At 64.6% G+C, this 20,328-nt stretch carries 14 protein-coding genes; 5 read left to right on the top strand and 9 right to left on the bottom strand.

What is annotated here, in order from left to right:
• The first annotated feature begins 32 nt into the window (after positions 1–32).
• Both DFR51_RS03255 and DFR51_RS03250 read left to right on the top strand, forming a co-directional pair.
• A complete protein-coding gene (locus DFR51_RS03255; RefSeq protein ID WP_121047597.1) occupies positions 33–2,609 on the top strand; it encodes a TonB-dependent receptor in 2,577 nt (858 codons plus the stop codon).
• The gene (locus tag DFR51_RS03250; RefSeq protein ID WP_338068287.1) at positions 2,603–3,376 is read left to right on the top strand and encodes a hypothetical protein; all 774 of its coding nucleotides are present in this window, start codon (positions 2,603–2,605) and stop codon (positions 3,374–3,376) included. Before DFR51_RS03255 ends, DFR51_RS03250 begins: the two co-directional genes overlap by 7 nt.
• A 3-nt stretch (positions 3,377–3,379) precedes the next feature.
• Here DFR51_RS03250 and DFR51_RS03245 read toward each other — a convergent pair whose 3' ends face one another.
• From DFR51_RS03245 to DFR51_RS03230, 4 genes are read right to left on the bottom strand one after another with little or no spacing between them, the layout of a single operon-like run.
• Complete coding sequence (locus tag DFR51_RS03245) at positions 3,380–4,870, bottom strand: ATP-binding protein (protein WP_121047595.1); 1,491 nt, start codon at positions 4,868–4,870, stop codon at positions 3,380–3,382.
• A 47-nt stretch (positions 4,871–4,917) separates the two neighbouring features.
• On the bottom strand, positions 4,918–6,315 hold the full coding sequence (locus tag DFR51_RS03240; RefSeq protein WP_121047594.1) for an efflux transporter outer membrane subunit: 1,398 nt from the start codon (positions 6,313–6,315) through the stop codon (positions 4,918–4,920).
• Positions 6,308–9,472, bottom strand: coding sequence for an efflux RND transporter permease subunit (locus DFR51_RS03235; protein WP_121047593.1), 3,165 nt, complete (start codon positions 9,470–9,472; stop codon positions 6,308–6,310). Before DFR51_RS03235 ends, DFR51_RS03240 begins: the two co-directional genes overlap by 8 nt.
• Entirely contained in the window at positions 9,469–10,626 is a 1,158-nt protein-coding gene (locus tag DFR51_RS03230; protein ID WP_121047592.1) for an efflux RND transporter periplasmic adaptor subunit, read from the bottom strand. Before DFR51_RS03230 ends, DFR51_RS03235 begins: the two co-directional genes overlap by 4 nt.
• Positions 10,627–10,751: 125 nt before the next feature.
• Between DFR51_RS03230 and DFR51_RS03225 the strand changes: the two genes are divergently transcribed.
• The gene (locus DFR51_RS03225; protein ID WP_121047591.1) at positions 10,752–11,429 is read left to right on the top strand and encodes a TetR/AcrR family transcriptional regulator; all 678 of its coding nucleotides are present in this window, start codon (positions 10,752–10,754) and stop codon (positions 11,427–11,429) included.
• Here DFR51_RS03225 and DFR51_RS03220 read toward each other — a convergent pair.
• From DFR51_RS03220 to DFR51_RS03200, 5 genes are all read right to left on the bottom strand, one after another.
• A complete protein-coding gene (locus tag DFR51_RS03220; RefSeq protein ID WP_121047590.1) occupies positions 11,401–12,441 on the bottom strand; it encodes an alpha/beta hydrolase family protein in 1,041 nt (346 codons plus the stop codon). The two genes, DFR51_RS03225 and DFR51_RS03220, sit on opposite strands and share 29 nt — an antisense overlap.
• 65 nt (positions 12,442–12,506) lie before the next feature.
• Complete coding sequence (locus tag DFR51_RS03215) at positions 12,507–13,679, bottom strand: iron-containing alcohol dehydrogenase (protein WP_243445592.1); 1,173 nt, start codon at positions 13,677–13,679, stop codon at positions 12,507–12,509.
• Positions 13,680–13,713: 34 nt separating this feature from the next.
• Positions 13,714–14,343: a phosphatase PAP2 family protein gene (locus tag DFR51_RS03210; protein ID WP_197723707.1), complete on the bottom strand. Its 630-nt coding sequence runs from the start codon at positions 14,341–14,343 to the stop codon at positions 13,714–13,716.
• Positions 14,344–14,348: 5 nt separating this feature from the next.
• The gene (locus tag DFR51_RS03205) at positions 14,349–15,686 is read right to left on the bottom strand and encodes a metal-dependent hydrolase family protein (protein ID WP_121047587.1); all 1,338 of its coding nucleotides are present in this window, start codon (positions 15,684–15,686) and stop codon (positions 14,349–14,351) included.
• 98 nt (positions 15,687–15,784) lie between these two features.
• On the bottom strand, positions 15,785–17,008 hold the full coding sequence (locus tag DFR51_RS03200; RefSeq protein ID WP_121047586.1) for an MFS transporter: 1,224 nt from the start codon (positions 17,006–17,008) through the stop codon (positions 15,785–15,787).
• A gap of 291 nt (positions 17,009–17,299) precedes the next feature.
• Here DFR51_RS03200 and DFR51_RS03195 point away from each other — a divergent pair, with 291 nt between their 5' ends.
• A complete protein-coding gene (locus DFR51_RS03195; RefSeq protein ID WP_126494596.1) occupies positions 17,300–18,985 on the top strand; it encodes a peptidoglycan DD-metalloendopeptidase family protein in 1,686 nt (561 codons plus the stop codon).
• On the top strand, positions 18,985–20,328 hold the full coding sequence (locus DFR51_RS03190; RefSeq protein ID WP_121047584.1) for an amidase family protein: 1,344 nt from the start codon (positions 18,985–18,987) through the stop codon (positions 20,326–20,328). The genes DFR51_RS03195 and DFR51_RS03190 overlap by 1 nt, the downstream gene beginning before the upstream one ends.

Here is a 20,328-nt window from a genome sequence, read left to right as displayed (position 1 = left end):
CGCACCCCCGACATCCAGCCATCGGGGGAACAATGCACAAGTCGCTTCTCGTATCCGTCAGCCTTCTTGCCGTTCTGGGCGCGCATACCGCCGCCGCGCAGGAGGTGGTGGACGAAGAAATCGTCATCACCGGCCAGCGCGCGCAGCAGCAGCGCTCGATCGAAGAGAAGCGCGAAGCGCTCGGCATCATGGACGTGGCCGCCGCCGACGAAATCGGCCAGCTTCCCGACAAGAACGTCGCCGAGGTGATCGAGCGCCTGCCGGGCGTCGGCGTGCAGTACGACCAGGGCGAAGGCCGCTATGTCGCGGTGCGCGGGATTCCTTCGAGCCTCAACGGCTACACGCTGAACGGCTTCGAGATCGGCAACCCCGACGGCACGACGCGTTCACTCCCGCTCGACATCATGTCGGGCCAGTTGCTGAACCGGGTCGAAGTTTCGAAGGTGAAGACCGCCGACCTGATCGGCCAGGGCATCGGCGCCACGATCAACCTCGTGCCGCAGACGGCCTTCGATTTCGAGAAACCCTTCACGCTCTCGGCGAACGGCCAGATCGGTTATCAGGAACTCCGCAAGGGCGATCAACCAATCCGTGGCGATATCACCATCGGCGGCCGCTTCGGTTCCGACGAACAATTCGGCATTCTGGTCGGGGCGAGCTATTCCGACCGGACATTTACGAGCTACGGCATTTATCCAGACAACTGGAACCCCGAAGCCGTGGCGGTCTCCGGTGCGCCCGCGCGCGGCGCCGTGCCGACCAACATCAAGTATACAGACTATAGCCTGAAGCGCGAACGCATCGGCCTTTCCGGCTCGCTCGACTGGCGGGGTGAAAGCACCGAGCTTTACCTGCGCGGCGTCTATTCGAAGTTCACCGAAGACGAATACCGCCAGCGCTTCCGGCTCGATTTCTCCAACATCACGTGGGATGCGAACGGCCTTACCGGCATGGCCGCGACGAGCGAGCAGCGTTCGGACCTTCGCCTGGAATATAAGGAGAAGTCGATCCTGGCGTTCATGGCGGGCGGCACGACCCGCTTCGGAGAAGACTGGACGATCGATTACGGCGCGGCACGTATCCACAATGAGGTGATCGAGCCGAACGAGCTGTGGCAATTCCGGGGTACGCCCACCGCCGACGCGAATGGCAAGCGGGTGGCGCTCGACTTCACCGATAAGCTCTACACGGCCGTGCCCGTGAACGGTTACCTCGCACCCTCCAGCATGGGTTTCCGTAGCTATACGGCACAGGACGAAAGCGGCGAGGAAGACACCTGGCAATTCCGCACCGATCTGAAGCGCAGCCTCGCGCTCGGCATGAACAGCTTCCTCAAGATCGGAGCCAACGTACGGCTGACCGACAAAAGCTTCGACGGCCAGAACGACAGCTACACGCGCGGAACTGCGCCCAACCGGTTCACGATGGATGGCCTCGCTGGTGAGGACGTGATCGTGAAGCCGGGCGGCGGACACAATTATCTCCTCACCCCCGCAATCGATGCCGATCTGATCCGCGCATACACAGACGGCAAGCTCGGCGGCGCACAGTTCGTCCTCGATACGGCGACATCGCTGGCGAACGCGACGCTGAACGATTTCAGCCTCGATGAAGACGTCTATGCCGGCTATGCGATGGCGAACCTCGATTTCGGCGATATCGCCCTGACCGCCGGCATGCGCATCGAGCGCACCAAGCTTTCCATCACCGGATTCCGCCTGGAAAACGATACGGATGTGGTGTCAACGAGCGGCAGCCGTTCCTACACGGATTTTCTGCCGAGCCTCGTTGTGCGGATCACGCCGTCTGACGAAACCGTGTTTCGCATTGCCTATTCGCGCAGCGTGGGACGCCCGCAATATGCGGACCTCTCGCCCGGCGGCGAACTTACTTACGAACCCATCGGCGACGGAACGTTCGAAGGTGGCATCAGCCTCGGCAACCCTAACCTGAAGCCCTATATCGCCGACTCGCTGGACGCGACGGCGGAATGGTATTTTGCACCAGGCGGCCTCATCTATGTCGGCGCGTTCGCGAAGTTCATCAAGAACCCGATCTTCACCGAAAGCTACACGCTGTTTGACACGAGCTTCGGTGGCCGCGATTTTGCAACACTCAGCTTCTCTCAGGAACAGAATGCAGAGAAAGGTGACATTGTCGGCCTTGAAGCCGCCTATCAGCAGCAGTTCACGTTCCTGCCCGGCTTGCTCTCGGGTTTCGGCGTGAACCTCAACGTCGCACTGATCGACGGCAACCTGCGCAATCCGGGCCGTGGCAGCACCGACTTCCCGGAACAGTCCAAGCTGCTGTGGGGCGCCCAGCTCTTCTATCAGAAGGGTATTGTCGAAGCATCGGTCGCGTATCACCACACCGGCCGCGCGCTGCTCTCCGTCGCCGACGAAGCGTTCGCAGATGAGTACAACGACGACCTCCGCCGGCTCGATGCCAAGGTCGCAATCGACATCACGCCCAACGTGCGTGTCTTTGCGGAAGGCCAGAACCTGACGGACGAGCCGACCCGGCAGTATCAAGGCGGCGTCCGCAACTGGGTGATCCAGAACGAGCGTTATGGCCGCACCTTCAACGTGGGCGCATCGCTGCGGTGGTAAGCTATGCAATCGTATTGGCGCTGCTGACCGCAGCAGCGCCGGTTGCGCTGGAAATTCCGGCGGAGGAGGCGAACCAGGGTGTCGCCTCCGACGGGACATATGTCTACGCGATCGATAACGATCGCATCGGCAAATACGAGATCGCCACGGGCAAACGTGTCGCGGGCTGGCAGGGCGAACGCGCCCTCTTCCCGCACATGAACAGTTGCACCGTGGTGAAGCACGAACTCGTGTGCGCGGCTTCGAACTATCCGGCGGTGCCGCAGACGAGCGCGGTCGAGATCTTCGATACGCGCTCCATGCGGCATGTCCGCAGCATCAGCCTCGGCTTCGGCCCCGGATCGCTGACGGTGATGGAGCGGCACGCGGGCAAGTGGTGGGCGGTGTTTGCAAACTATGACGGCAAGGGCGGCGAGCCTGGGCGGGACCATCGCCATACCACGCTCGTGCGCTTGGACGATGCTTTCCGGAAAGACGCCGCGTGGGTGTTTCCGCCGGAAATTCTCGCACGCTTCGCGCCCAAAAGCTGTTCAGGCGCGAGTTGGGGTGCAGATGGCCGCCTCTACATCACCGGACACGACCATCCGGAGCTTTACGTGCTCGAACTGCCGGACGCGGGATCGGTGCTAAAACATGTTGCAACGATTCCGATCGCAACGCCCGGACAAGCGATCGACTGGGACCCGAAGCAGCCCCGCCGCTTGTGGTCGATCGCGCGCGATGAACGGAAGCTGGTCGCGAGCGAGGTCCCCGCGCCGGGGAAATAAGCCTCAGCCGTTCGCGAGCCGCCGCCGCGCCCCGCGCGCGCTGGTCGAGGCCGACGGAGCGGTGGTGCAGCCAAGCTGCGGGATGCTGATCGTGCGGTTGCCGGATAGATCGTTGCGGCTGACGATGAGGCCGGTGCTTTCCATATAGCCGAGCAGGCGGCGGACGCGGCCGAGCGAGCTTGTGCCGTAGACGGCAGCGATCGCTGTGTCTTCGGGGCACGGCAGGCGTTCGCGCGCCGCATGGGCGATGAGCAGGAATGCACCGACCATTTCGGCGGGAAGCGTGTCCGCGAGCGCCATTGCGTCGCGCCAGTCTTCATCCTCCGGGTTCGCGATCCCGGCGCGCGCGCAGGAAAGCCGACGGCTGAAGCCATCGAGATCGAGCGGCGGCGAGGCCAGACCCGCCATGCGGCAGCGGACCTGGAAATCCTGGAACAGAACGCTCGGGGTGCGGTGTTCGCTGCCCTCCTCCGCGAGCATGGCGGCAAGCACGTCCGCGATGATGGCGCTGACAGCTTCGGGATCGGGCGGCGGACCCTCGGGCACGGGTGCGGCGGGGCGAAGCTCCTGCGCGACGCGGCGCAGCAGCGTTTCGGCGGGAACCGGCGTGCGCGGCGGCGGCGCGGGGAGCGGCGCATCCTCGGGCACGGGCGCGAAGATAAGGCCCCTCACCTCCGCCGCATCGGTGGGAAGCGGCGCCAAAGACGGACCGCTGCCGCGCGCCTGCGTGCGCACAGCGCCGATCTTCACCGGCACCGGACGCCGCGAAATCGCAGGCCCGAGCGCAAGGAACGATCCCCGATCGAGATCGCGGATCGCCTCGGCCTGCCGCCGCTCCATGCCGAGCAGATCGGCGGCGCGCGCCATATCGATATCGAGGAAGGTACGGCCCATCAGGAAGTTGGAGGCTTCGGCGGCCACGTTCTTCGCGAGCTTGGCGAGGCGTTGCGTCGCGATGACCCCCGCAAGGCCGCGCTTGCGTCCCCGGCACATGAGGTTGGTCATCGCGGCGAGCGAAGTGCGGCGCACGTCGTCCGCAACGTCGCCCGCGCCCGCGGGAGCGAAGAGCTGCGCTTCGTCGACGACGACGAGCACAGGATACCACTGCTCGCGGGGCGCATCGAACAGGCCGTTCAGGAATGTGGCGGCACAGCGCATCTGCGCCTCGACATCGAGGTCTTCGAGATTGAGCACGACCGAGGCGCGGTGTTCGCGGACACGCGCCGCGAAATGGCCGATCTCGCGTTCGCCGTAGTCCGCCGCCTCGATCACCGAATGGCCGAAGGGTTCGGCAAGCGTAACGAAATCGCCTTCGGGATCGATCACCACCTGCTGCACGCTGCCCGCGCTCTCTTCGAGAAGGCGGCGCAGCAGGTGCGACTTGCCCGAGCCCGAGTTGCCCTGGACGAGTAGGCGGGTTGCGAGCAATTCCTGGAGGTCGATCGGCACGGACTGCCCGGACCGATCGTTCCCGATATCAATGGTGACCGTCATCCCCCCTCTTTGGGAGAAGGACCGCCGGGCACGCAAGCCCTGAAACTTTAAGAACCGCCGCCTTCAACAAGGCCACCGCCAAGCGCGACGTAGAGCGCGACGCGATTGTCGAGTACAGCGCGGTTCGCGGTGATCAGCGCCTGCTCGGCATCGAACAGGTTGCGCTCGGCGTCCAGCACTTCGAGATAGCCGACCACGCCTTCGCGGTAGCGGGTACGGGCGAGCTGCGCGATGTGCCGCTGCGCTTCGGTCGCGCGGAGCTGCGCGAGCATCTGCTCGGCAAGGAAACGACGGCCCGCGAGCGCATCCGCCACCTCCCGGAAGGCGCGCTGGACGGTCTGCTCGTACTGGGCAACGGCAATATCTTCGCGCGCCTCGGCAACGGTGAGATTGCCCTTGCGGCGGCCGAAATCGAAGATCGGGAGGTTCAGCGACGGGCCGACGCTCCAGTTGAAACTGCCGTTGTCGAACAGCGAATCGAGTTCGCCGGACGCAAAGCCGAGCGTGCCTGTGAGCGAGATCGCCGGGAAGAAGGCCGCGCGCGCCGCCCCGATGTTGGCGCGGGCGGCGCGGAGCGTTTCCTCCGCGGCAAGGATGTCTGGCCGCAGCGTCAGGAGATCGGACGGCAGACCCGCGGCGAGCCTGGGGAAGCCATCCTGCTCGGCAAGCGCGAGCGGCGGCGCGGTTTCGGGGAGCGGGCCGCCGACAAGGACGGCGAGGAAGTTCGCATTGCGGCTGCGCGACAGGCGAAGCCCCGCAAGCTCGGTTTCGGCCTGCGTGAGCAGCGATTCGGCCTGCCGGAAATCGAGCGCGGAGGTGACACCCGCATCGAGGCGGCGCTGCGCGATGCGCACGCCGTCCTCACGACTTTTCACCGTCGCCTCGGCAAGCGTGATACGTTCCTCCGTCTCGCGGAGCGCGAACCAGGTGGTCGCGACGTCGCGGACGAGGCTAAGCCGGAAGGCACGTTCCGCCTGCACGGTGGAAAGATACTGCGACCGCGCGGCTTCCGAGAGATTGCGGACGCGGCCCCAGAAATCGAGCTCGAACGCCGAAACACCGACACCGACGGAAAAACGATCCTGCTCCCCCACGCTCGCGCCCGTTGGAGTCAAAATCTGCCCTCGGCTCCGCGTGGCGTCGCCGCTCGCGGCGAGGGTCGGGAGACGATCGGCGCGCTGGATGCGGTAAAGCCCCCGCGCTTCCTCAATACGCGCAATCGAAACAGCAAGGTCGCGGTTGCGCTCCAGTGCCGTGCCGATCAGCGTGCGCAGCGCCGGATCGGCGAAGAAGTCGCGCCAGCCAATGGTCTCCGCCCGCGCGCCATCCGCAGGGTCCGGGGACAGCGGATAGGCCGTCGCGGTCGGCAGCGCCGGACGCTCGTGCTTCGGCGCCATCTGACACGCGGACACAAGCAGTACAGAGAAAAGCAGAAGCTTACGCATCGCTCACCTCCACATGACGCGGTTCACCGGGTGCGGGCGGACGCCTGCGGCTGATCCAGCGGCGCACCGCATAATAGAACAGCGGGATCAGGAAAATGCCGATCAGCGTCGCGGTGATCATGCCGCCCATCACGCCCGTGCCGACCGCGCGCCGGCTCGCCGCGCCGGCGCCGCTCGCGATGAACAGCGGGAACATGCCGCCGATGAAGGCCATCGAGGTCATGATGATCGGACGCAGGCGGAGCTTCACCGCTTCCATCGTCGCTTCGAGCGGCGACTTGCCTTTCGCCTCCTCCTCAATCGCGAACTCGACGATGAGGATGGCGTTCTTGGCGGCAAGGCCGATGATGGTGACGAGGCCGACGTTGAAATAAATGTCCGCCGAAAGCCCGCGCATCGCCGTCAACAGCACCGAGCCGAGCACGCCGAGCGGGACGATGAGCAGCACCGACACGGGTACCGCCCAGCTTTCGTAGAGCGCAGCGAGCAGCAGGTAGACGACGACAAGCGACAGCCCGAGCAGCAGGCCGATCTGGCCCGCGGACTGTTTCTCCTCGTAGGAGATGCCGGTCCATTCATAGGCAAAGCCTTCGGGAAGCTGCTCGGCGAACTGCTCCATTTCCGCCATCGCCTCGCCCGTCGAACGGCCCGGCGCGGCTGCGCCGGAGATCGTCATCGACGGATAGCCGTTGTAGCGCTGGAGCTGCTGCGGGCCTGCGGTCCATTCCACCTGCGTGAAGGCGCCGAACGGCACCATATCGCCCGAGGCGCTGCGCACCTTCAGATCAAGCACGTCCTGCGGGGTCATGCGGAAAGGTGCGTCGGCCTGCAAGAGCACCTGCAGCACGCGGCCATCGCGCGTGAAATCGTTCGCGTAGGCGCTGCCGAAGGAGATCGCGAGCGTATCGTTCACGTCTCCGATCGAGAGCCCGAGCGCGCGCGCCTTGATGCGATCGATGAGCACGCGAAGCTGCGGCGCTTCCGGTTGTCCGTCAGGCCGCACGCCCGACAGTACCGGGCTCTGCGACGCCAAGCCCAAAAGCTGCCCCTGCGCGGCGGCAAGGGCCTTGTGCCCGTGGCCACCGCGATCCTGCAGTTTGAACGTGAAACCGCCGGCCGTACCCAATTCCTGAATCGAGGGCGGATTGAGCGCGAAGACCATCGCCTGCTTGATCTGCATGAACGCGCCCATGGCCCGGCCGACGATCGCATCCGCCTTGTTGTCGACGCCCTTGCGTTCGTTCCACGGCTTCAGGTTCACGAAGACAATGGCATTACCCTGTCCCTGCCCGAAGAAGCTGAATCCGCGAACGACGAAAACGTTCTGCACCTGCGGCTGCGAGGCATAGAACGCCTTCACCTGAACAATCGCTTCCTCGGTGCGCTCACGGGTCGCACCGGCGGGCGCCTGAATCACGGTGATGATGCTGCCCTGATCTTCCGTGGGCAGGAAGCCGCCGGGAAGCCGCGTGAACATGATCGCGGTGAGCCCGAAAAGCAGCACGAACACCGCGAGCCAGCGCAGCGGCCGCGACAGGACTTTGCCGACCGCGCCCTGATAGCGATCCGTCGACCGGGAGAACCATGCGTTGAACCGGCCGAAGAAACCGCCCGTCACCCGCGCAAACCGGCCCTGCGGCGCCTTCACCTCATCATGCGGCTTCAGGAATGTGGCGCAGAGCGCGGGCGTCAGCGTCAATGCCAGCAGCGCGGAGAAACCGATGGAAACGATCAGCGTCACGGAGAACTGGCGATAAATCTGCCCGGTGGAGCCCGGAAAGAACGCCATTGGAATAAACACCGCCATCAGCACGAGCGTGATGCCGATAATCGCCGAGGTGATCTGGCTCATCGCCTTCACCGTCGCCTCGTAAGGCGGCAGCTTTTCCTCGACCATGATGCGCTCGACGTTCTCGATGACGACGATGGCATCATCGACAAGAATGCCGATGGCGAGCACCATGCCAAACAGAGACAGCACGTTGATCGAAAAGCCGAACAGCCACAGGCCAAGACAGGCGCCGGCAAGTGCGATCGGAACGACGATCGTGGGAATCAGCGTCGCCCGCCAGTTCTGAAGGAACAGGAACATCACGAGGAAAACGAGCAGCATCGCCTCCGCGAGCGCTTTCACAACCTCACTGATGGAAACGTTAATGAACGGCGTCGTGTCGTAGGGAATCGTCCACGTGATGTCGGAGGGGAAACTACGCTCCAGCTCTTTCATGCGCGCATTGACACCCTGTGCCGTGGCGAGCGCATTCGCGCCGGGCGTCATCTGCACGGCGATACCCGCCACCGGGTTTCCGTTCAGTTCCGAATCGAACAGGTAGTTCTGCGCGCCGAGTTCTACGCGCGCTACATCCTTTAGGCGCACCGCCGAGCCATCCGGGTTCGCGCGCAGGATGATCGCCGCGAACTGTTCGGGATTGGTGAAACGGCATTGCGTGATGATCGTGGCGTTGAGCTCGCTGCCGTTCGCGAGCGGTCGATCGCCGAGCGCGCCGCCCGGCGACTGGCTGTTCTGCTCGCGCACGGCGCCCAGCGCTTCGGCCGCTGAAAGGCGGTAGTTCGCAAGCTTCTGCGGATCGAGCCAGATACGCATGGCATAAGGCGGCGTGAACACCTGCACCTCGCCGACGCCCGACACGCGGCGCAGCTCGTCGACAACGCGGCTGTTGGCGAAATTGCCGAGATCGAGCGCGGTCGTCTTGCCGCTCTTCGATTGCAGCCCGACGATCAGCAGGAAGCCGGTGTTCGCCTCGGCAACGGAAATGCCCTGACGGCGCACCTCCTCGGGGAGCCGTTGTTCAACGCGGCGCAGGCGGTTCTGCACCTCCATCTGGGCTTCGTTGATATCGGTGCCGGTACGGAAGGTAACTTGGATTTCCGCCGTGCCGTTCGAGAGGCTGGTCGACGACATGTAGAGGAAACCCTCGACACCGTTCAGCTGCTGCTCGATGACCTGCGTGACGTTCTGTTCAAGCACCGCGGCATCAGCGCCGGGATAGGTAAGCTGGATTGTAAGCGATGGCGGCGCAACCGACGGGTACTGCTCGACCGGCAGCCCGCGCAGCGCCAGCACGCCCGCAAGCGTGATGCAGAGCGCGAGCACCCACGAGAAGACGGGGCGATCGATGAAAAAACGCGGGGTCATTTGGTTGCGGCAGCTTTCTCTGCGGCCTTTTTCGGCGCAGCCCCAGCGATGCGAACGGGCTGGCCGGGGCGGACACCTTGAAGCCCGCTCACCACCACACGATCCCCGCTGTTGAGGCCCTCGTCGATTACCCAGCTGTCGCCCTGAAGCCGGCCGAGCTTCACGGGGCGCACCTCGGCAACGTCCTTGGCGCCGACCACGTAGACGCTCCCGCCGTCTTCAGCGACGGTGACCGCGCGCTGTGGCACAAGGATGCCGTTCGCCCGCGTTCCGGCCCCAATCTGCGCGCGCACGAACTGGCCGGGCAGCAATATCCGCCGGGGGTTCGGAAATTCGGCACGCAGCGCGGCCGTTCCCGTCGCCTCGTCGATCGAGAGGTCGAGGAAATCGATATGGCCGGTCTGCTCGTACGCTGTGCCGTCTTCAAGAATCAGCGTCACGTCCCAGCGGCCAAGCTCCGGGATGTGCAGCTTGCCGCCGGCGATGTCGCGGCGGATCGCGAGCAGATCGGAACTCGACTGGGAGAAGTTCACGTAGATCGAATCGATCTGCTCGATCGTGGTGAGCAGCGTGCCCTGCGACGCGCTGACCAGCGCGCCCTCCGTCACCTGCGCACGGCCCGCGCGGCCTGCGATCGGCGCCCGGACGGTGGCGTAGCCAAGGTTGAGACGGGCAGATTCGACCTGTGCCCGCGCCTGATCGACATCGGCCTGCGCCGTGCCCCGCCGTGCCACGGCCGCATCATATTCCTGCTTGCTGATCGCCTGATCGGCGATCAGTCCATCGTAGCGCTGCAGATCCTGCGCCGCGTTCGCCGATGTCGTCCGCGCGCGGGCAAGTGCCGCCTGGGCGGCATTGAGCGCCGCTGTCATCTCGCGCGGGTCGATAGCGAACAGCGCTTGTCCCGCTTTCACGTCGGTGCCCTCGTCGAACAGGCGGCGTTCAATGATGCCGTCCACCCGCGCACGCACCTCCGCAGTGCGGATGGCCTGCACGCGCCCCGGCAGCTCGATGACGTTCGCGATCGGCTGCGGCCGGACCGTGACGACTTCGACCTCGGGTGGCGGCGGCGTGGGCTGCGCGTCATCCGCGCAGGCGGAAAGCCACACGCAGGCGGCGAGTGCCGCTGCTGCCAGCCATCGGTTGTTACGCATGAAAACTCCGTCGCGGGGGATGAATCGGGACACTATCGGCACCGCCCTTGCCAAGGCCTGTAGTGTAACGTACATTACAGGTCAACAAACAAAGATAAGATCAAAATGGGGATTGCCAGAATAGCATGAACGCAGAGGCAGAGCAGCTAGGCGCACCGCGCCTGACACAGGACGAGCGCCGTATCGCCCGACGGCAGGCGATTCTCGACGCGGCGGAGTCGCTTTTCCTCGAATACGGTTATCCCTCTGTCAGCCTGAGCGCGATCGTGCAGCGTTCCGGGGGTTCGCTCGCAACGATCTATCAGATGTTCGGCAACAAGCAGGGACTGCTGCGCGCGGTGGTGGATCGCAGCAACGACGAATATCTCAAAGACCTGGATACGCTGCTTGCAAGCGGACTGCCGCCAAGGCGCATCCTTGAAGAGTTTGCCCTCCGTTATCTCGCCTTGACAACGACACCCCGCAAGATCGCCTTCATGCGCCTTGTGATCGTGGAAAGCCTGACCGATCCGGACTTCGGCGAAGCGTTCGATAACGACATGCAACTGAAGTACATCACCCGCCTCGCCAGCCTGTTCGAAAGCTGGAATGCGCGCGGCATAGCGCAGATCGACCGTCCGCGGCATGCCGCGGAACTCTATTTCGCCATGCTGCTCTGCAATCTGCCGATCCGGTTCATGCTGGGCAGGCCGCCGGAAGAACCCTCACGCGAGGACACGATCTGGCGTCTCGCAGGTTTCCTGGACCGGTTCGGCATGAGGGAAGAGACGCCGCCTAACGCGCAGGCCCCATCCAGCGGTTGAACCAGGCGACGATGCGCTTCAATGCATCCTCGCGCTCGGGAGTCGCCCCCTTCATGAACACGTGGCCGCCGGGGGCCTCGTCGTAAATTTTGACATCGTGGGTTTTGCCGTTCGCCTTCAGCGCATCGACAAGCCGGCCGGTATGGATCGTGTGCGGCACGATCTTGTCACCGCTCGTGGCGAGCACCAACACGGGCGCCTCGATCTTGTCGACGAAGTTGATCGGCGACACGTTGATGTAAGCGGGCAGGTTTTCGTGCGGGAGCTTGCCCTTGAAGCTCGGGTTGGTCTCCGCGATCTCCTTGCGGCGATAGTCCGGCTTGTAGGACATGTAGGCCACGAAATCGGTGAGCCCGACGATATCGACGGCTGCCTTGAACTGCTTGGGTGCACGCTCGATGGCGAGCAGCGTCACCATGCCGCCACGGCTCTGACCAAGGATGCCGATGCGACCGCCGTCTATATCCGGACGCGTCGCCGCATAGCGCGCCGACGCAAGCACATCGGCGACATCGGTGTTGCCGTAATCGTTCTGGTAGATCGCGTCTCCGTAGCCGCGGCTGCCGCGATATTCCGGGAACAGCACGACATAACCCGCCTCCACCACCGCAAGAATAAGCGGGAACCACGAGGGCTCCAGCCGCTCGTGGAAGCCGCCATGCACCATAACGACGGCGGGACGCGGCGCGCCTGACGCTTTGACCGGCGTGAACACATGGGTTGGGATGAGCTCGCCGTCACTGTTCACATATTCGGTCGAAAGCCGGATCCGGTCCGAATAATCGAGCCGGAACTGGGTGAGGATTGCCAGCTGCTGGTTGACGTAGATTTCCTGCTGAAGGTGCTTCAGCAGCGCGGCCGGATCATCCGTTCCGGTATTGGTGAAGCTATCGAGCGCGCCTTCGCGATCGTCCGCCGTGCGAGAAAAATCGTTTGCGGCCCCCTTTCCGGCAGGCGCTTCCGGAGCTGCGGAGGCGGCAAGAGACGCGATGAGAGCAGTAATAAGCAGCATAATTTCCCCCTTATGCCCCCTATGCCTGTGACAGCTGACGCCACGCTGTCGCGATGCCGGTGCGCTTAAGCTGCGCCGTCCCAGACCCGCGCGTAAAGCGCTGCCATCTCCGCCTCTGTGGGAACGCGCGGGTTGTTCGCAGGCGACCCGGATGCAAGCGCCTGTGCGCACATCAGGGGCACGAGATCGTTCCAGCGCGCGGTATCAATGCCCCATTGGGCCGGCGACGGCACGTCGAGATCGCGATTGAGAGCCGAGAGCTCCTCCAGCAGACGCGCGACCGCCGACTGATCCCCCTCCCCCTCCTCCGCAATGCCCATGGCGCGCGCGCAGTCCGCATAACGTGTCATTGCGGCCGGCGCAGACCATGCCGTGACGGCGGGGAGCAGCATGGCGTTCGAAAGCCCGTGCGGTACATGGAAATGAGCGCCGATCGGTCGGCTCATGCCGTGGACGAGCGCCACCGAACTGTTCGAGAAAGCGATACCGCCCTGCATCGCGCCCAGCATCATCGCCTCCCGCGCCGAGCGGTCGCCGGGGTCAGCGCAGACACGGCGAATGTTGGGCGCAAGCAGTCGCATCGCCGAGAGCGCCATGCCGTCGCTGAACGGATTGGCCTTGCGCGAGACGTAGGCCTCGATCGCATGCGTGAGCGAATCGATACCCGTGTCGGCGGTGAGCCGTCGTGGCTTGCCGAGCGTCAGTTCATAATCGACGAGCGCCGCGACCGGCAGATAGGCAAGGCCAGCGCAAAGCATCTTCTCGTCGGTTTGATCATCGGTGACGATCGTGAAGCGTGTGGCCTCCGAGCCTGTCCCCGCCGTCGTGGGGATGGCGATCACGGGCAGGCCCGGCATATCCTGCACGTGCGGCACCTTGTAATCCGCCATCGCGCCTCCGTGGACGGCGAGCATGGCGATCGCCTTGGCGCTATCGAGCGGGCTGCCCCCGCCGAAGCCGACGACACAATCGTGGTTCCCTTCCTGCAGGAACGCGAGCCCCGCCTCGATCGAGGCGACCGTCGGGTCCGGCACGGTTTCCGTGAAGACCCGCGCGCTGACGCCCGCCGCGCGCAGTCCATCGAGCAGTCGCTCGACCATGCCTTGCGCGGACAAAAACCCATCGGTGACGACAAGCGGCCGGGACACACCGAGTGAGCCCAGCACCTCCGCGAGCTGCTGTGAGGCGCCGCCGCCGATCCTGAGGATGCGGGGAAGCGCAATACTGGCAACCGTCAACGAACGAGCTCCTCCCGGACCATCGGCGGCCAGCCTAGCCCTTTCGCCGTGGCGAGGCCAAGGGGATCGCCGCACCGGGCCGCAGGCGATCGCTGATGCACAGCGCCGCAAGCACCCATGCCAAGCCAAAGGCCCAGCCGCCGAGCACATCGGAGGGCCAGTGCACGCCGAGCATCACGCGGCTGATCCCGACACATCCGGCAAACGCGACCGCGAGACCCACCGCAGACCGCGACCCTGAAAGCACGACCGCGAGAACCAGAAACGTGACGAGGCTGTTCGCGGCATGGCCGCTCGGAAACGAGGCCGAACTGACATCCACCAAGTGAGCGACGTCCGGTCGCTCCCGCGCGAAAACGTGTTTCTGAGCCGCCGCGGCAAGGCGGGCACCCGCAACGACAAGAAACAGGAACAGCGCCTCTCGGCGACGCTGCCGAAGCCAGAGCCAGATCACCGCGCTTGCAGTCGCTGCCGTAAGCGCAATCCAACCGCCGAGCTCGGTCACGACGCGCGCGGCGGTCGCGAGACCGGGTATCTGCCCTGCATGAAGCGCCGCAAGCAGCGCCGCATCGGCGCTCGACGCAGGTCCGCCAAAATGCGCAGCGGCAGCCCAGACAACCGCGGCCGCGCCGATCAACGCGAGGCGGCCACGGTCATGCAGCACGAAAATCAATCCGCCGGAAAGCCCTGGCGCTTGCCGCCCGCCTTGTGGACGACACCATGGCGCATCACGAAATCGACGTTTTCCATGCGCGTCACATCGTCAAGCGGGCTGCCCGCGACCGCGATGATGTCTGCGTCCTTGCCCGGTGTGATGGTGCCGATAGCCGCAGAACGACCGAGTGCTTCGGCGGCATTCACTGTCGCCGCTTGCAGCGCGCCGGCGGGCGACATACCCGCCTTCACCATCAACGCGAACTCCTTCGCATTGTCGCCGTGCTTCGAAACGCCGCTGTCCGTGCCGAATGCGACCTTCACGCCTGCCGCGAAAGCCTTCTTGTGGCTGTTGAACGCATTCGCCGCGGCTTCTTCCGCCTTCGGGATCACCGCGGGCGGAAGCGCGCCCGCGCGCGCCTGCGAGACGGCCGTATTCGCCGCGAGCATGGTGGGCACAAGCCAAGTGCCATGCGTCTTCAGGAGTTTGATCGCCTCGTCATCCAGGAACGAGCCGTGATCGACCGTGTCCACGCCCGCGACAATCGCCGCCTTCGTGCCCGCGGCATGGTGGCTGTGGGTCGCAACCTTGCGGCCAAGGCCGTGCGCCGTATCGATGACCGCCTTGATCTCTTCATCGGTCATCGAACGGCCGAGGCCGCCCGAAACGTTGGAGAGCACGCCGCCTGTCGACATGAACTTGATGACCTGCGCGCCGAGCGCAACCTGCTGGCGCACGGCGCGGCGGCAATCGTCCGCCCCATCGCACGTGTTGATCTGATGTTCGTGGACGGCGCTGAAGTAAGGCTCGGCAAGCCCGTTCGACGGGTCGCCGTGCCCGCCCGACACGGAGATCGGCGCGCCCGCGTTCACAATCGTCGGCCCTTCGACATCGCCGCGCTCGATACCTTCGCGCAGCGCGCGCATCCCGCGCGGATCACCGCCGAGATCGCGCACCGTGGTGAAGCCGGCATCGAGCGTGACGCGCGCGTTCGAGACAGCGTACATCATGTCGTCCGTCGTATCGTTGGTCATGCCGGTGAGCCGCGCGCGCAGCGGGTCGCCGCCGATGCCGTAGAAATGAACGTGGAGATCGATGAGGCCCGGCATCACGAAGCGATCCTTGAGATCGACGACCTTCGCACCCGCCTGCGGCTCGGCATAGCCGTCGCGCACGTCCGCGATCTTGCCGTTCCGGATGACGATCGTGCTCGGCCCGCGCGGTGCCTTTCCGGGCTCGGCAAGCAGCGTTCCGGCATAAACGAAGGTCACGGCCTCACCCGTCGGCGCGGGCTGCGCAGCGAGCAGCGAAGTGGAGAGCAGGGCAAGGGTGACGGCAGCAACACGACGCATATGAAAAATCCCCTGAAGCTTTGAATATGGACCCGTCATAGTCCTGCTTCTTTCGCAGGATCAAGGCTGGCCTCGGCGCCGTGATGGCGGAAGACGGGTCAGGCCGGGGCGCGATGCCTTTCGATATGCCGCCGCAGGATCATCAGCGACGCGGCAAGCAGCGCCATGAGAAGGGCTGTGGTGACGAAAAAGCCCCCCGTCTGCCAACCGATGAGCACACCGCCCGCCACCGCGCTGATCATCGCCCCCGTCCGACCGAAGCCGAGCGCGACGCCGATCGCCGTCGATCGCGTCTCGACCGTGTAGAGCTGTGCGGCGACCGCGAAGAGAATCGACTGGATGCCGGCGCTGGAAATGCCGAGCACGGCGATCAGCGAAACGCTGAGCAGGAACGCATCTGGATTCGGCGGAAAGGCCGCGAGCAACACACTGGTGACCGCGCCGCAAAGCGCCATCGTGACGAGCACGGCCCGCGACCCGAAGGTGCGAATGAGCAGTGCGCCGAGCAGCGCGCCCACGATGCCGCCGCAGTTGAAAAGCGCCGCACCGATGCTTGCATCGCCGAGACCGAAGCCCGCCCCGACCAGCAGGCTCGGCAGCCAGTTGAGCGAGAGGTACACGGCCATCAGCGACCAGAAATACGAAATCCAGATCGCCAGCGTATCGCGGCGCGCATCCTTGCCGAGCACCAGGGCGAGGGTCTGGCCGAAGCCGAGCGCGGGTAAAGCGCTTATTTCCATCGCTTCAGGTGCGGCAACGGCTTGGTGCTTCTGGAGGAACAGAAGCGCGCCGAGCAGGATGGAGGCGAGACCGCAACCGATGAACAGCGGCCGCCAGCCGAAGGCCGGCAGCACCCACGACGCAAGGATTCCGCCCAGCATTCCGCCGAGCGGAATACAAAGGATCGTGGCTGTCACCGCAACGGCCCGCCATCGGGGCGCTATGGTTTCGGACATCAGCGCAGCCGCATTCGGAAGCGCGCCGCCCATGCCAAGACCGGCGATGAACCGCAGGAGCAGGATTTCGTTCACGCTGCCCGCCATGGCGCAAAGCCCCGTGAACAGGCCGAAAAGCACAACGCTGATGCCGAGCGCGATGTGCCTGCCGAAACGATCACCGACGTAGCCGAGCACGATCGTTCCCGCCGCCATACCGATAAGCCCGGCCATGAAGACGAACCCGAACGCGCTCTTTTCCGCGCCCCATTCGGCTGCGATGGCGGGCAAGGCAAAACTCAGCGCCTGGCCATCGAGACCGTCGAGCAGGATCGCAAGTACGGTGAGCACACCAAGCTGGCGGTATGCCGGCTGAACAAAAATCATCTGAACTCAACTCCCCCACGCAAGGCGCACTCACAATCGCCTGCCAGCAGGACATATCGCAGTCCTGCGGTTGTGCGAACGCGATTTACAGCTGAAGCGCGCTTTACCCCATCCCGTCTGGACAAATATTATATTTTATATAATCTGAGAAAAGGCAATGGGAGTGAGGGTGTGCGGTCTATATTTTCGATCAGAGGCGGTCTCAAAAATGGGCTGGCAAGCCTCGCCGTTTGGAGCCTTCTTGCGGGAACGGCCAATGCTGGCATCACCCCTGACAACGCGCTGGAGCGCATGCGAAAAGCGCTCGGCAAACCTTCCGCCGAACTGCAGGCGGGGTGGACGCTTGAAGGCACGGGCGAGGCATTCAAAATGCCTGCGCGCTTCTCGGTAAGCCGTGAAGGCAGCGACCGGCTCAGCGTTTCGATCTCGACCGCCGTCTACCAGATCGCGCGCGACGTGGATGCACACGGCGGCATGGAACGCAACGGCTGGGATGGCATGGAGCCGAAGGCCCCTGCCCGCACCCGCGAACTGGCGCCTGAGGCGCTCGCGCGCACACGCGCCGCGTCAATATTCCTGCCCTTCACCGGCACGATGCAGCCGCTTGCCAATGCGAAGCTCGACGCAGAAGAGGTGGATGGCCGCAAGGCATACCGCATCGCAATCAAGGACGGCTCCAGCCTTTTCGTGGATGCGAAGACCTACCTGCCGTTCCGGCGCGATTATCCGGCAATTTGGGACGAAGGCGCGACGATCAGCACATCGCGTTTCGAAGACTATCGCAAGGTGGGCGGAGCACAGTTTCCATTCCGCATCCGCGACGCCGCACCGGACAACAGCAAGCAGAGCGTATCGATAACGGTGTCGTCCTATCGGCCGCTCGGCACGAAACTTCCGCCGGTCGCGCGCGTCTCCGACGGGCCGGTCGCCGTCAGCCTCGATATTGCCCCCTCGCGGCTTTTCAAGGAACACGACTTCCTTGTCAGCGACGGCAGTTGGGAGGTTAACCCGGCATGGGCGATCTCTTACCCCGCGACCGAGACGTTCACGCTCGACCTGCTGCTCGATGAAGCAGACGGACGCTGGGTGGAGCCGGTCTCCGCGACCGCGTTCCTCGAAGCGAAAGGCGCGACATTCCGCACGGTCGCTTTCTCTGCCGATGAATTGAAGACGATCCGCCGCACGGTTCTCTCGCGCTACTCCGGGAAAGCACCGGTATCGGTGTTCCGCCATCATTTCACGACGCCGATTCCCGTGCATGTCGATGCTATCCGCTACGAGATGACCGTGCGCGATCCCAAGGGACAGACGGCGACAGTCTCGCGCACCTTCCCGGTGACCGTCTACGAACAGAAGACGCCGCTGATTTTCCCGATCAAAGGGAACTTCATGGCGATATCGGCGCACGACTACGATGACCCTTCGCACAAAGACGATTTCGGGCAGTGGGGCGCTTATGACATCGTTGCGCTTGGGCCGCGTTTCGAACTGCTGAACACCCCCGTATCCATGCCGAAGAACGCGGACGTCTACACGTTCGAAAAAGAGATCATCGCGCCCGGCGCGGGCACGGTCGTGGCGATGCGCGACGGCGTTCCAGACGACACACCTGCCGACCTTTTGATGCAGGGCATGTCCGACCCTGTTCACGCCATGCCGGGAAACTGGATCATGCTCGATCACGGCAACGGCGAGGTAAGCTTCTTCTGCCATCTGCGCCAGGGATCGCTTCGCGTGAAAACCGGGCAGACAATCCGGCAGGGTGAGGTGATCGCGCTGCTCGGAGGATCGCAGACGACGGGCTATCCGCATCTCCATTACCAGTTGCAGACCAACGCCAACCTGATGCGCACAGATGGCGTACCGGCGCGTTTCGACAATATCGAATTCGCCTTCCCGGTGCCCGGCGCGAAGGTGAGCGTTCCGAAATACGGATATTATCTGCGTACGACCGCGCCAAAGAAGGAGGCGAAGTGATGCGCTTCCGTCGCCGCGAAGTCCTGGCAGCTCTCAGCGCCGCTCCGTTCGCGGCGAAGGCCGCGCCGCTTGAGGTTGACGATGCCATTGCTGCGCGTGACCGGATGCAAGAGCAACTCAACTTCCTCGCCGCACCTGGTGACGTTCCCTCGCTGCCGGGGCGGCCGTTTTCGGGCGTGCCGATCCTCATCAAGGATCTGCTCGACGTGAAGGGGCTGCCCACGCGCTACGGCTCGCGCGCTTACGAAGGCAAGCCCGCCACTGGCCAATCGCCGTATGTCGATGCGCTCCGGAACGCAGGCTTCGCAATCATCGGGAAATGCACGACGTCTGAATTCGGCTTCCTGCCGACATCCGAGGCGCTTGGCCCCGGCCCTACGCGCAACCCGTGGGATACCAGCCGATCGACGGGCGGCTCTTCCGGCGGCGCGGCGGCTGCGGTCGCCGCGGGCGTGGTCCCGATCTCGCACGGGGGCGACGGCGGCGGATCGATCCGTATCCCGGCAGCTTGCTGCGGCCTGTTCGGCCTCAAACCCTCAAGGGGCCGCATGATCCGCGTCGCGCCACCACCGCCGCGCCCGGTCGAGCTTGGCACGCAGCACGTGTTGACGCGCTCGGTACGGGACAGCGCGATGGTGTTCGCGCTGACGGAAGACACAGTTGCAAACACACCGATCGGCTTCGTGTCCGGCGCCAGCGAGCGGCCGCTGCGGATCGGCTTCGTCGAGGAGAGCATGGAGGGCATCGCGCCTTCCGACGAGGTGCGTGCCGCATTCGATGCCACGCTTCGACTGCTTGGATCGATCGGGATGAAACCGCAGCAAACCCGCTGGCCGGTAAAACGCGGCGTGATGCATGACTTCCTCACCTATTGGGCCGAAGGTGCGATGATGCAGGAAACGGCGACGCCGAAGCCCGATCTCCTGGAACCCTTCACCCGCGCGCTCGCCGAGCACGCGCGGCGCATGTCTCCTGCCAAGCGGCAAGAGGCCGTGGACGGCCTGCTCGCTGCCTCGACCGCCTATAACAGCTGGTTCGACGACTTCGACGTCATCGCCACACCCGTGCTGCGCACGACCGCGCCGAAACTCGGCCACCTCGCGCCCACGGTTCCGTTCGATACGCTGTACGATCGCCTCGTGGAATTCGCCGGATACACGCCGATCCACAATGCGGCCGGCGCACCCGCGATGAGCGTTCCGCTCGGCTGGTCGCCGGAGGGGCTTCCCATCGGTATCCAGTTTGCTGCCGCACCGGGCCGCGACGACGTGCTGTTCGACCTAGCGTATCGCCTGGAAGCCGCGCAGCCGTGGGCAGGCCGGAAGCCGCCGGTCCACGCCTGA

Source organism: Sphingosinicella microcystinivorans, from assembly GCF_003634215.1.
Taxonomy (GTDB): domain Bacteria; phylum Pseudomonadota; class Alphaproteobacteria; order Sphingomonadales; family Sphingomonadaceae; genus Sphingosinicella; species Sphingosinicella microcystinivorans.
Note: the sequence above shows the minus strand (reverse complement) of the source record. Positions and strands in the feature narration are given on the sequence as shown.